The organism is Mesorhizobium sp. M5C.F.Cr.IN.023.01.1.1 (assembly GCF_003997585.1).
In the GTDB taxonomy this organism is placed as follows: Bacteria; Pseudomonadota; Alphaproteobacteria; order Rhizobiales; family Rhizobiaceae; genus Mesorhizobium; species Mesorhizobium wenxiniae.
Genome location: NZ_RZSU01000160.1, coordinates 1 through 11,730, shown reverse-complemented (window position 1 = coordinate 11,730; position 11,730 = coordinate 1). Strand labels below are relative to the sequence as shown.

Annotated in this window: 13 protein-coding genes and 1 pseudogene; 8 read left to right on the top strand and 6 right to left on the bottom strand. The window is 62.0% G+C overall.

Going from position 1 to position 11,730, the window contains the following annotated elements:
- From EOA78_RS33205 to rpmG, 5 genes are all read left to right on the top strand, one after another.
- The coding region (locus EOA78_RS33205) for a DUF983 domain-containing protein (protein WP_127319742.1) at positions 1 to 264 on the top strand (264 nt) is incomplete at its 5' end.
- A gap of 73 nt (positions 265 to 337) precedes the next feature.
- The gene (locus tag EOA78_RS33200; protein WP_127319740.1) at positions 338 to 1,072 is read left to right on the top strand and encodes an NUDIX domain-containing protein; all 735 of its coding nucleotides are present in this window, start codon (positions 338 to 340) and stop codon (positions 1,070 to 1,072) included.
- Between the two features lie 21 nt (positions 1,073 to 1,093).
- A complete protein-coding gene (locus EOA78_RS33195; protein WP_127319738.1) occupies positions 1,094 to 2,269 on the top strand; it encodes an MFS transporter in 1,176 nt (391 codons plus the stop codon).
- A 105-nt stretch (positions 2,270 to 2,374) separates the two neighbouring features.
- Positions 2,375 to 2,830 carry a hypothetical protein gene (locus tag EOA78_RS33190; RefSeq protein WP_127319736.1) on the top strand — a complete coding sequence of 152 codons (456 nt, stop codon included), beginning with the start codon at positions 2,375 to 2,377 and terminating at the stop codon, positions 2,828 to 2,830.
- A gap of 320 nt (positions 2,831 to 3,150) precedes the next feature.
- Entirely contained in the window at positions 3,151 to 3,318 is a 168-nt protein-coding gene (rpmG, locus tag EOA78_RS33185) for a 50S ribosomal protein L33 (RefSeq protein WP_006201775.1), read from the top strand.
- Between the two features lie 388 nt (positions 3,319 to 3,706).
- On the opposite strand, the gene EOA78_RS33175 is transcribed toward rpmG, so the two are convergent.
- Entirely contained in the window at positions 3,707 to 5,080 is a 1,374-nt protein-coding gene (locus EOA78_RS33175) for a PleD family two-component system response regulator (protein WP_127319734.1), read from the bottom strand.
- Between the two features lie 33 nt (positions 5,081 to 5,113).
- Entirely contained in the window at positions 5,114 to 5,470 is a 357-nt protein-coding gene (locus EOA78_RS33170) for a response regulator (RefSeq protein WP_287247952.1), read from the bottom strand.
- 250 nt (positions 5,471 to 5,720) lie between these two features.
- Between EOA78_RS33170 and EOA78_RS33165 the strand changes: the two genes are divergently transcribed.
- A complete protein-coding gene (locus EOA78_RS33165; RefSeq protein ID WP_127319732.1) occupies positions 5,721 to 6,020 on the top strand; it encodes a DUF3572 domain-containing protein in 300 nt (99 codons plus the stop codon).
- Positions 6,021 to 6,044: 24 nt separating this feature from the next.
- Here EOA78_RS33165 and EOA78_RS33160 read toward each other — a convergent pair whose 3' ends face one another.
- The 3 genes and pseudogenes from EOA78_RS33160 to EOA78_RS33150 all read right to left on the bottom strand — a co-directional run bounded on the left by EOA78_RS33160 (position 6,045) and on the right by EOA78_RS33150 (position 8,606).
- Positions 6,045 to 7,538, bottom strand: coding sequence for a hypothetical protein (locus EOA78_RS33160; protein ID WP_127319730.1), 1,494 nt, complete (start codon positions 7,536 to 7,538; stop codon positions 6,045 to 6,047).
- Positions 7,539 to 7,642: 104 nt separating this feature from the next.
- A pseudogene (locus EOA78_RS33155) lies at positions 7,643 to 8,008 on the bottom strand (S8 family serine peptidase); the annotation flags it as partial.
- A gap of 22 nt (positions 8,009 to 8,030) precedes the next feature.
- On the bottom strand, positions 8,031 to 8,606 hold the full coding sequence (locus tag EOA78_RS33150) for a GNAT family N-acetyltransferase (protein ID WP_127319728.1): 576 nt from the start codon (positions 8,604 to 8,606) through the stop codon (positions 8,031 to 8,033).
- A gap of 68 nt (positions 8,607 to 8,674) precedes the next feature.
- On the opposite strand from EOA78_RS33150, the gene EOA78_RS33145 reads away from it, so the two are divergent.
- Positions 8,675 to 10,003, top strand: coding sequence for a DNA polymerase IV (locus tag EOA78_RS33145; protein ID WP_127319726.1), 1,329 nt, complete (start codon positions 8,675 to 8,677; stop codon positions 10,001 to 10,003).
- 58 nt (positions 10,004 to 10,061) lie between these two features.
- On the opposite strand, the gene EOA78_RS33140 is transcribed toward EOA78_RS33145, so the two are convergent.
- The gene (locus EOA78_RS33140; RefSeq protein ID WP_127319724.1) at positions 10,062 to 10,568 is read right to left on the bottom strand and encodes a hypothetical protein; all 507 of its coding nucleotides are present in this window, start codon (positions 10,566 to 10,568) and stop codon (positions 10,062 to 10,064) included.
- A gap of 182 nt (positions 10,569 to 10,750) precedes the next feature.
- Between EOA78_RS33140 and EOA78_RS33135 the strand changes: the two genes are divergently transcribed.
- On the top strand, positions 10,751 to 11,632 hold the full coding sequence (locus tag EOA78_RS33135; RefSeq protein ID WP_127319722.1) for a DMT family transporter: 882 nt from the start codon (positions 10,751 to 10,753) through the stop codon (positions 11,630 to 11,632).
- The last annotated feature ends 98 nt before the right edge of the window (positions 11,633 to 11,730 follow it).

The following is an 11,730-nucleotide window of genomic DNA, read 5'->3' as shown; positions in this document are numbered from 1 at the left end:
CATCACCACCGCGCCGACGACCTGCCGGCCTATCTGGTGGTTGTTATCGTCGGCCACATCGTGCTCGGCGCCTTCATGGGTGTCGAAGCGACCTCCACTTGGTCCACCTGGCAGCACATCGCCCTCTGGGTGCCGCTGACCATCCTCATGGCAATCGTCTTGCTGCAGCCGGTCAAGGGCGCCGTCATCGGCCTGCAATGGGCGTTCTATATGCACGGCTTCGGTGGAGAAGAAGATCTGATCGAGTCGCATCCCGAGGCTTGAAACCGAGGCTGGCGCAAATCGGCATGGCTGGACGCCACTTTCGCATCGGAGAAGATTCCGCTAGGTCGTGCGCATGGACGTTATGACCAAGGCGGAAGTCGACAAGGTTGAGCGGATCGCGCTCGAGGCCAAGCCTATACGCCCGCGCGACGCCGCGACGCTGATCCTGCTCGACCGCAAGGGCGACGAGTTCCTGGTGCTGATGGGCCGGCGCCACGCCCGTCACGCCTTCATGCCGGGGAAATTCGTCTTTCCCGGTGGTCGTACCGATCCGGCCGACAGCCGAATTCCCGTTGCCACAGCGTTGCAACCTGAGGAACAGGCGAGGCTGACCGCCGGCGTCGGCCGTACCAGTCCGGCCCGCGCCCGCGCCATCGCCCTGTCGGCGATTCGCGAGACCTATGAAGAAGCCGGCCTGCTGATCGGCCAAAAGGGCGCCTTCGCCACGACCAGGCGCGATTGGCAGGGTTTTGCCGAGCACGGCGTAAGACCCTCGCTGGAAGCGCTGCGCTTCGTCGCGCGCGCCATCACGCCGCCAAACCGGGTGCGGCGCTTCGACACGCGCTTCTTCAGCGCCTGGCGCGAAGATGTCGCCGTGGAGTTGCCGGACGGCGGTCCGACCAACGAGCTGGAGGAACTGGTCTGGCTGCCGCTCGCCAAGGCCAGAGAAGCTGATATTCCCGACATCACCAGGGCTATCCTCGAGGAGCTGGAAAAGCGGCTCGTCGATGATCCGCTGCTGCGCCCCGGTGGTTCCGTGCCGTTCTACCGGCTTGTCCGCAATCGCTTCGTTCGCGAAATTCTGTAGAGCATAGAGCATTCACATCCCATGACGGTCGATACCCAGCAAGAGGTCGAGGAACGCGTCCATTGGCTGCCGATGATCGCGGCGATCTCGTCGATCAGCGTCGTCGGCATCGCCATCGGCCTCGGCATGCCGCTGCTCAGCGTCATTCTCGAGACGCGCGGCCATTCGGCGTCGATGATCGGCTTCAACACCGCTGTCGCCGGCCTCGCCTCGATCGTCGGCGCACCGCTCGCCACCCCGCTCGCCATGCGCTTCGGCGTCGCCTGGACGATGCTCGCTATGATCGCAACGGGAGTGCTGGCCTTTGTCGGCTTCCATTTCGCGCCGGACTTCTGGATGTGGTTTCCGCTGCGCGTCCTGCTGCACATCGCGCTGACGGTGCTGTTCATCCTGTCGGAATTCTGGATCAGCACATCGGCGCCGCCACACCGGCGCGGTCTCGTCCTCGGCATCTACGCCACCGTGCTGTCGCTCGGCTTTGCCGCCGGGCCGTGGCTGTTCGCGCAACTCGGCAGCACCGGCTTCCTGCCCTTCGGCGTCATCATGGCGCTGGTGACGCTGGCCGCCATCCCAGTTCTGGCGGCACGCAACGAGAGCCCGACGATCGTTTCCAATGGCGAAACCAGCAACTTCCTGCGCTACATCTGGTTGGTGCCGACGGCGACCGCCGCGGTGCTGGTGTTCGGCGCGGTCGAGACCGGCGGCTTTGCGCTGTTCCCCGTTTATGGCAACCGCATCGGCTATTCCGAAGCCGATGCCGCCCTCCTGCTCACCATGATCGGCCTCGGCAACGTGCTGTTGCAGATCCCGCTCGGCATGATCAGCGACCGTGTCAGCGACCGCCGTTATCTGCTTCTGGTGTGTGCAACCATCGGGCTTGCCGGCACTATCTTCATGCCGCACTTCGCGCAGGACTGGCATCTGATGGCGGCGCTTCTGTTCGTCTGGGGCGGCGTGGTCGCGGCCATGTACACGATCGGGCTGGCCCATCTCGGCTCGAAGCTTTCCGGTCACGACCTGGCTTCGGCCAACGCTGCCTTCGTGCTCTGCTATGGTGTCGGCATGGTGCTCGGCCCGCAGGCGATCGGCATCGGCATGGACCTTTTCGGACCCTCCGGCTTCGGCTGGGCGCTCGGCGTGTTCTTCGCCTTCTATATCGCGCTGGTCGGCGCCAGGCTCGCCCGAAAAATCCTGTAGAAAGACCCGATCGATGCCTCATGTGGCGCAAGGCTGCTGACATGACCGTGTCAGCAGCACCAGGGTAGATTGTCAGCAACACGCCACGAATTTGAGGATGCCGCCATGATCGACTCCGGGTTTGAAACGAAATCGGTGCGGATGGAATTGCTGCTGCTTGTGACCTTTCAAGCGCCGGCCTCCGATGTCGACCGCATCATGGAAGCTGTGGTCGCGGTCGCTCCGCTGACCATGGGCAAATATGACAGCAATGCCTACCAGTCGGCGCACGGCATCGAGCGCTACCGGCCACTCGAAGGCGCGGCTGCAGGCGCCGAGACGGAATTGCGCAGACGGCATGGCACGGTGGAGGTGTCGTTCGAACTGCCCGACGATCAGGCGTTGGCCGCCCGCATTGTCGAAGCGATATTCCAGGCCCACAGCTATCAGGAGCCGGTGATCCGCATTCAGCCGATCCTCGCCAGCCGCTCCAAGGGCTTGGACGACCGCTCCAACCCGAACCGCTGGTGGAACACCACGGGAGACTGGAAGAAGGCCGCTCCAGTTAAAGAAGATGCGTAGAATCGGACAGTTCCGCTGCCAGTTGGCTCCGGTGCTTGCGACAGCAGCGGCCTTCCCTTCTCCCCTTGTGGGAGAAGGTGGCCGCGAAGCGGTCGGATGAGGGGTGCTCCAGCTTGACACTGACGGCATTCCGTCCAGCACCCCTCTTCCGTCTCGGCGCTGCGCGCCGATCCACCTTCTCCCACAAGGAGAAGGAAGAGGCCGCCTCACGGGGTTGACTTTCCGGGCGCGTTCTTTATGTGTCGCGCCAAGTTTCCCGCGTCCGGGTGTTTCCCCGTGCTCCAGCGGCCAAAACTCCACGAACATAACGGACGAACACAATGGCCAAAGCCGCAAACATCAAGATCAAGCTTCTGTCGACCGCCGACACCGGTTTCTTCTACGTGACCAGCAAGAACAGCCGCACCAAGACTGACAAGCTGTCGTTCCGCAAATACGATCCGGTTGCCAAGAAGCACGTCGAGTTCAAGGAAACCAAGATCAAGTAATCTGGTTTCCTGCTTTAACGCCAAAACGCCGCCCCTATGGGCGGCGTTTTTGTTTTCAAGGCTTCGAAAAAGTCCAAAATGTCCAACGCTTGTTGCAGAGTCGTGATGCATTTTGAGAACGGGGGCCGGTCGGCGTTTGGCAGCGGTACGAGGAGGCCACTATGTGCCAGCGCCGGCCGGCCGACCCCACGGACCCAGGAGATGCGGCGGACCTGAATCATGGGGTATTCTTCGGATCGATCCGGCTATCTACCTCGCGCCGGTTCCGTCATTGGTCTGCACATTTGCGCAACAGCCTGTGAAAATCAACAATTTCTTAACCAAGCCCGGCGAATCGCTTGCATTAAGGTAAATTCGTAACCCTGTCGCACTGAATGGAGAATCGGCCTTACGCCGCCTTGGCGACGACGCGGTTGCGGCCGGCGCTCTTGGCTTCGTAGAGCGCGAGGTCGGCGCGCTTCATCAGCCCGGCAACTGTATCCACCCCCTTCAGCACCGACGACACGCCGACGCTGACGGTAACCTCGATCGTCTTGCCGTCGTGACCGACGGCAAACGGCATAAGGGCGATTTCGGCGCGAATGCGCTCCGCGACCTTTTCGGCGACGGCGCCGTCCGTGTCCGGCATCACCACGACGAACTCCTCGCCACCGAAACGGCAGGCGAGATCGATGCCGCGCACATTCTTGCGCAGCCGCCGCGCAAATTCGCGCAGCACCTCGTCGCCGCCGTCATGGCCATGTGCATCGTTGATCGTCTTGAAGCGGTCGAGATCGGTGATCATCATCGACAGCGGCCGTCGCCGCGCCACGGCACGGTCGAACAACGTCTGCAGGTGGCTGTCGAGGTATCGGCGATTGTGCAGCCCAGTCAGCGCGTCGGTCACCGCCATCTCGATGGTCTGGGTGACGCTGGCACGCAGCTGGTCGTTGTAGCGCTTGCGGCGCACCTGCGTGCGCAGCCGAGCGGTCAGCTCCTGCTGGTCGATCGGCCGCATCAGATAGTCGTTGATGCCGAGTTCGAGGCCGCGGATGATGCGCCCCTCCTCACCCTCCTGCGCCAGAAGGATGATCGGCACGAAACGGGTGCGATCGAGCGAACGCAGTTGCGAGCAGAGCCTGAGCGGATCGAAATCGGCAAAGGCCGTCGAGATCATCACGCATTCATAGGGCGTCTCGGCGGCCAGGAAGAAGCCGGCATGCGGATCGGTGGCGATGTCGAGGTCGGCGGTGCCGCGCAGCATTTTCTGGACGCGCTCGAAGGAGGATTTGCGCTCGTCGATCAGCAGAACCTTCGGCGTGGTGTCTGCGGACGCGAAGTTGCGGCTCAACAGCTCCTCGATGCCGATATTGCGCGTGGTCGAGGCGCGCAAGCGCAGCTCGTCGGTCAACGTCTTCAGCCTGACCAGGCTTTTGACGCGCGTCATCAGCTGCAGATCGTTGGCCGGCTTGGTCAGAAAATCGTCGGCACCGGCCTCGAGGCCGCGCACCCGGTCCGAAACCTGGTCGAGCGCGGTGATCATGACGACGGGGATGTGCGACGTCGCCGGGTCGCTCTTCAGCCGCCGGCAGACCTCGAACCCGTCCATGTCAGGCATCATCACGTCGAGCAGCACGACATCGACCTTGCCGTTTTCGCAGGTCTCGATCGCGTCCATCCCGTTCGTGGCGGTCAGCACCTCGAAATATTCGGCAAGCAGCCGGACCTCGAGCAGCCTCACATTGGCAGGGATGTCGTCGACGACGAGGATCCGTGCAGTCATCTCATAAAGCTCCGGCTCGGCTGGAAGGGCGCATCAGGCGTCGCCCAGGTAGGATTTGATGGTTTCGATGAAACGCGGCACCGAGATCGGCTTGGAAATATAGGCTTCGCAGCCACCTTGGCGGATACGCTCCTCATCGCCCTTCATCGCGAATGCAGTGACGGCAATGACCGGTATGACATGGAGGTCGTCGTCCTCCTTCAGCCATTTGGTCACCTCCAGCCCCGACACTTCGGGCAGCTGGATGTCCATCAAAATAAGGTCCGGCTTGTGCAGTCGCGCCAGATCCAGCGCTTCCAGGCCGTTGCGCGTGCGTACCGTCTCGTAACCGCTCGCTTCGATGAGGTCCCGAAAGAGCTTCATGTTGAGCTCGTTGTCCTCGACGATCATGACCTTCTTAGGCATCAAATTCCCGTCTCGGCCTGCCTTCCGCTTGAAGGTTGCCGTCATGCGCCCTCGCCGGTACGCACCAAACCCTGCTCGACTCTACGGCAATATAATTGACGAAACGGAAACCGGCTGCCGGAAAAGCTTCGGATTTCACCTCGGACACCGCATTGCAGAGTTAGATGGCTTGCCGCAGGCGACGCTTGCGATTACTGCCGAAAAGAGACTCGTTCCACCGCGCAAGAAGGTAGTGATGGCAAACGCAGCGTCAATGCGCGAGGAAGCGGAAACCATTGCCGTGAAGGCATTGGGCTTCGTCGCCGCCGATCCGGAACTTCTGCCCCGTTTCCTCGCGATCACCGGCATCGAGGCGCATTCCATCCGCCAGGCAGCCGGCGAGCCGGGTTTCCTGGCCGGCGTGCTGCAGTTCATCCTCGCCCACGAGCCGACGCTCATGCGGTTCGCGGCGGAAACCAGCACGCCGCCGGCTTCCGTCGGCAAGGCGCTGCGGGCGCTGCCGCTTGGCGACGACGACCATGAACATTCGATATGAGTGACGACCGGATCGCGAAAACGCCTACGGCGTCGTTTCTTCTTCGCTGTCGTCGCCGTCATCATTCGCAACCGGATCGGCCGGCTTCACCATGACACCATTGACCGTGACCGAACCGTCCGGCTTGCCGTTGACGACCCATTCGATGCGACCGTCCGGCAGCGTCTTGCCGAATCCCTTGATCGCAAGCGCCACCGGCACATATTGCGCGGCTTCCGGCTCCGACTTCGCCGCCGCCTGCAGGCTTTCCACAATTCTGTCATAGCCTGCGATATCGATCGTCACATTTGCCTCGGGCTTCATGCCGGGGAACGTCATCTCGCCTTCCATTGCGATTTCCATGTCGCCATTCTTCACCGTGCTGTGGCCGATGACAAATTTCGGCGTCTTGGCCATGAAATCAGCCTTGATCCGATCGCCAAAGTCGGCCGGCAGCGGCGGATTATTGTTGAGATCAAAGGCCTCGATCGCCTTTTTCGCCATACTGTCAAGATCGATGTTGGCGCCGCCGAAATTCAGATTGATGTCGGTGGGCAGCAGCGCCGCACCCCAGGCGGGCACAAGATTCTGAGGGATCGTCAATCCTGCGGCCTTGATCGTATAGTTGACTGCTCCGTTCTGGGCGATGCCGTCGGTCCCGAAGCTGGTGCCCAGCTCCGTCGCTCCGAAATGCCCGACCGGGCTTTCGACAGTGACATCCTTGAATCCGTAGCTTCCGTCGATCCGCTCCCACAGCGGCAGCGCGGCGAGTAAAAGCGATTTGAGCTGCGCCTGGTTGGCCTTCAGCTTGGCTTCGTCTTCATTGGCGACGGCAAATGCCAGCAGATCGAGAAATGGCTTTGTCCGCATCCCTTTGCCGGTCGCATTCACCGACAGTTCTGGCGATTTGATTGTAAGCGGGAATTTCAGCCCGCTTTTGGCATCGTCAAAATCAAGCGTTTCGGCAAAATCGGCGACCGTCTGCGTCGCGGTGAAATCCACGCCGCCATTCGCAGCTTTGGTCGCACTCATCGTGGCGATACCGGCGCCGGTGCTCACTTTGGCGCGCTGCATGGCGTCCTGGGAATTCATCGTCATGCCGGCCATCGACTGTGTGGCACTGGTGAAAGCCGCCAATTCGGGATCGTAGACGCCGGAAAAGTTGCCGTCGGTAATCGAGAATTGCATGCTCTGCGGGCCTTCCGGCCCCATGAACTCGAAGGACCCGCTTGGCGACAAATCCGCAGAGACATTCCACGTCCCGTTGCTGCTTGGCTTGACGAGGAATGCGTAGGGGCTGAAGTCGAACTTGAAGGAATGCTGCGTCGCCAACAGGTTCACGACAGGTTTGAAGTCGACGGCGAGTTTGTAAGCGTCGCCTTCCACGGAAACCTTCAGGAATCCGCTGTCGATCGCCTTACTGCCGATGTAGCGAGACAGATTTTCGGAGAGCTGCTTCGCACCCTCGCCATCGACGGTCTGGCCGAAGGCAGGCGCGCTGAGCGAGAGAACAAAGACGGCCGGCAGAACACGGTTCACGCAGAATCTCCGTTGCTATTCTTCTGGTAGAAAACTCCAATCGTAACCGTAAGCCGAAACGGGCGAGGTGCAATCCCTCCTGAGCGCTAGGTACCGGGCACCGTTCTTGCGCCGCTGACCGACGCGGCTGTCCATACTTCGACGCCGGGGGCGGCCAGGTCGATATGCTCGCCGCGGCTGGCACGCCTGTAGGGGGCGTTTCATGCGGTCCACCGCCGTCACCGCGATCATTCCGCGTAGGCCGCCGGATAGGCAGGTCCGGCCTTGGGACCTCCATTGCCGGCAGCGGCGACGATCACCATGCCGCCTTCAGAAAATTTCCGGACAAACTGCTCGAGAAGGGCATTCGCAGGACCCGACAGGCTCATATTCGTCACCTGCACGCCGCGCACGGAAAGAAGATCGAGTGCGCGAAGAAGATCATAGACGTCCGAGCGGTCATCCTGGCGATCGCCCCGGTGAAACGCATCGCGGCGCGCACAGCAGCACTGGTTAAAGCATCAATCGCATCAGCGGTCGGCCCGCCTTGCGCTCGACCAGCCTCTCGAAGCCGGCTTTCTCGAAGACCCGCGACGAGCCGACGAACAGCCCGATCGAACGCGAATCTTTCGACAGGTCGGTCGGACACGCCTCGACCAGCCGCGCGCCATTCTGGCGAGCAAACTCGATGCCGCCTTCGACCAGCCGGTGCGTCACGCCCCTGCCGCGCGCCTTGACGCGTATGAAGAAGCAGGAGATCGCCCAGACGCCCGGATCCGTGGCGTCGGCAGGATCGACCGGCGCCGACCCCCTGCCCCTATTGTTCCATTCGGGCACGTCGGCGCGCGGGCCGATCTGCATCCAGCCGACCGCCTTGCCATCCTCGAAAGCCAGCAGGCCCGGTGGTGGCCCGGCCTCGATCCGCGCCTTGATGTGGTCCTTGTTGCGCTGCCGGTCGCTGGCGCGGCGCGTTGCCGGCGACATCCGGAAATGTGTGCACCAGCAGCCGTAGCAGGCGCCTTGCTTACCGAAAAGATCTTCGAAATCAGCCCAAAGCTCAGGCACCAGCGGCGCTATGGTCGTATTCATGAGCTCTCTCCCGGCCCACCGCCTTGTCGTGGCGTCCGTCCTGACGTACCATTGCCTTTGTTCTCTTTATGTTCGCAGCGATGGCGGCTCCTGTCAACAATCCCGATCACGGTTTTTGCCGCGACTGCCTGACCTTTCAGCGCGGCGAGGCACGGCGCTGCGAACGCTGCGGCAGTCCACGACTTGCCCGCCATCCGGAGCTCTATCGGCTGCATCTCGCCCATATCGATTGCGACGCGTTTTATGCTGCGGTCGAAAAGCGCGACAACCCGGCGTTGAAGGACCGGCCGTTGATCATCGGCGGCGGCAAGCGCGGCGTCGTCTCCACCGCTTGCTATATCGCCCGCATCCACGGGGTGCGCTCGGCGATGCCGATGTTCAAGGCGCTCGAAGCCTGTCCGGAAGCGGTTGTCATCCCGCCGGACATGGAAAAATACGCACGCGTCGGCCGTGAGGTACGCGCCATGATGCAGGCGCTGACGCCGCTGGTCGAGCCGATCTCCATCGACGAAGCGTTTCTGGACCTTGCCGGCACCGACCGCCTGCATGGCTTGCCGCCCGCGGTGGTGCTGGCACGCTTCGCGCTCGGCGTGGAGAAAGAGATCGGCATCACCGTTTCATCAGGCCTGTCCTACTGCAAGTTCCTGGCCAAGGTGGCGTCGGACTTTCGCAAGCCACGCGGCTTTTCGGTGATCGGCGAGGCCGAGGCATCAGGCTTTCTGGCCGAGCAGCCGGTGACGCTGATCTGGGGCGTGGGAAAAGCCTTCGCCGCCACGCTTGAACGGGACGGCATCCGCTTAATCGGCCAGCTGCAGCGCATGGAGCGCGGCGACCTGATGCGCCGCTACGGCGTGATGGGCGACCGGCTCTACCATCTTTCGCGCGGCGAGGACGACCGCCGCGTCCATCCCGACCAGGATGCGAAAAGCGTCTCGGCGGAGACCACCTTCGACACCGACATCTCCTCCCTGGATGAACTGGTTTCGGTGCTCAGAGCGCTGTCGGAAAAGGTCTCGGGGCGGCTGAAGAAATCCGGCATTGCCGGGCGCACCGTCGTGCTGAAGCTGAAGACGCAGGATTTCAAGACCCGCACGCGCAACCGCCAGCTTGGCGACCCGACACGGCTGGCCGACCGCATTTTTTCGACCGGGCTCGACCTGCTGCGCAAGGAGACGGATGGTACGAAATACCGGCTGCTCGGTATCGGTGTCAGCGACCTCTCGAATGACGACAAGGCCGATCCGCCCGATCTCGTCGATATCCAGTCGCGCAAGCGCGCCATGGCCGAAGGCGCCATCGACACGCTGCGCGACAAGTTCGGCCGCAGAGCGGTGGAGACCGGCTACACCTTCGGCAAGGGCAGCAATGCCCACCCGCCCGAGCCGATCGAGGACTGATGCATGATTCCCGAAAAGTGGAATCCGGTGTGGAAAAGATCATGCTTAAGAGCGGGCTTCAGATACGACGCAAATCGATCCGGCTGGTCATCACGCGCTCGCCGGTTTTCGGGTCGACGTCGATAACGGTCAGCCGCATGCCGTCCTCGCCGCTCTTCTCGACCGTCAATTGCGCCGTGCGATCGCCGTTGACCTCCCTGGCCCAACGGATGCCGAGATTGATCGCATTGCCCGAGCGCTTGCCGCTGAGCTGTGCCGGCCCGGTGCGGGATCCGACATAGGTGCCGGTGTACTTCGTCCCGCTGGACTTCAGATCGGCACTGATGGCGCGCGTCACCACGACGAGACCGCGGCAGGTGCCGTCCAGCGACAATGAACTCGATGTCGCGTCGGAATTGAAGCGGCAGGAGACGTTCACCGTCGGCGCCTCGGTGGTTACCTTGACGGTACCCTTGCCGGCGAAGTTCCCCTCGAACGAGCGGAGAAAATCGGCTTCGTCGGCGCGAGCTGCGCCAGTTGCAGCCGCCAGGCAGCCGGCAAGTACAAATCGTGCAAATGATTTCATGGGGTCTCTTCTCGTTGATATCGGAACGACGATATTTGCAATGAACTGGCTGTTGGACCAACGCCCGCCGTGACGGCAGGTTCCGCCTTCAACATGACCGTTTTGCAACACGTCGCTTCTGGCCCAGCCGAATGCGTCGACTAGCGGTTGCGGTGAAAGTCCCGGCTTGCGACATAGCGCGCATGGCACCCTCACCCTCGATCCCCTGGGCCGCGTTCTGGATGGCGCTGTCGATCGCATCGTTTCTGACGATGTCGGTCGCCGGCCGCGCCACGACGGCTGAGCTCAACGTATTCCAGGTGCTGGAACTGCGCTCGGTGATCGGCCTCTTCATCCTCCTGCCGCTGGTGATGATATCCGGCGGTTTTGCGGCAATGCGCACCAAACGCCCCTTGGCTCACATCGCCCGCAATGTCGTCCATTTTGTCGGCCAGGCGGCATGGCTCTACGCCTTGACGCTGATCCCGCTGGCCGTGCTGATCTCCATCGAATTCACGACGCCGATCTGGACGGCCATTCTGGCGGTCGGCTTTCTTGGTGAAAGACTAAGCCGGCCAAGGCTTGCAGCCATCGTGCTCGGGCTGATCGGTGTGGTGATCATCGTCCGTCCAGGCGTCGGCTCTGTCGATCCGGGACATATCGTCGTGCTGGGTGCTGCGGTCTGCTTCGGCATATCTGTGGTCCTGGTCAAATCGCTGACGCGGACGGACAGCGTCGTGTCCATCATCTTCTGGATGCTGGTCATTCAGTCGGTGCTCGGCCTTATCCCGGCGCTCTACGAATGGCGCAACCCGCCGCTCGAACTGTGGCCGTGGATCCTGCTGATTGCCTTCACCGGCATGTCGTCGCATTTCTGCATGGCCCGCGCGCTCGCCTATGCCGACGCGACAGTCATATCGCCGATGGACTTTTTACGCGTGCCGCTGTCGGCGCTGATCGGCTGGCTGCTTTATCAGGAGCAGATTGACGCCTTCACCGCCGGCGGCGCCTTGCTGATCCTGCTGGGCAATCTGCTCAATCTGCAGAAAAAAGCGACCAAACCAGCGGAAGTCGCAGCGTCTTAGCTTTTCCAGCCAAGCATCTTCGTTTGGCGTCCGACAAAATGCGTTAAAGCAAAGAGTTAGAGCGCGGTTTTGGTTCCACCAAAACCGCGCTCTAACCT

Bases quoted from the DNA above. Each gene is read 5' to 3' on its own strand.
- EOA78_RS33190 (WP_127319736.1), top strand. From the start codon at position 2,375: ATGATCGACTCCGGGTTTGAAACGAAATCGGTGCGGATGGAATTGCTG.
- EOA78_RS33175 (WP_127319734.1), bottom strand. From the start codon at position 5,080: ATGACTGCACGGATCCTCGTCGTCGACGACATCCCTGCCAATGTGAGG.
- EOA78_RS33195 (WP_127319738.1), top strand. From the start codon at position 1,094: ATGACGGTCGATACCCAGCAAGAGGTCGAGGAACGCGTCCATTGGCTG.
- EOA78_RS33200 (WP_127319740.1), top strand. From the start codon at position 338: ATGGACGTTATGACCAAGGCGGAAGTCGACAAGGTTGAGCGGATCGCG.
- EOA78_RS33150 (WP_127319728.1), bottom strand. From the start codon at position 8,606: ATGAATACGACCATAGCGCCGCTGGTGCCTGAGCTTTGGGCTGATTTC.
- EOA78_RS33165 (WP_127319732.1), top strand. From the start codon at position 5,721: ATGGCAAACGCAGCGTCAATGCGCGAGGAAGCGGAAACCATTGCCGTG.
- EOA78_RS33145 (WP_127319726.1), top strand. From the start codon at position 8,675: ATGTTCGCAGCGATGGCGGCTCCTGTCAACAATCCCGATCACGGTTTT.
- EOA78_RS33135 (WP_127319722.1), top strand. From the start codon at position 10,751: ATGGCACCCTCACCCTCGATCCCCTGGGCCGCGTTCTGGATGGCGCTG.
- EOA78_RS33140 (WP_127319724.1), bottom strand. From the start codon at position 10,568: ATGAAATCATTTGCACGATTTGTACTTGCCGGCTGCCTGGCGGCTGCA.
- EOA78_RS33170 (WP_287247952.1), bottom strand. From the start codon at position 5,470: ATGATCGTCGAGGACAACGAGCTCAACATGAAGCTCTTTCGGGACCTC.
- rpmG (WP_006201775.1), top strand. From the start codon at position 3,151: ATGGCCAAAGCCGCAAACATCAAGATCAAGCTTCTGTCGACCGCCGAC.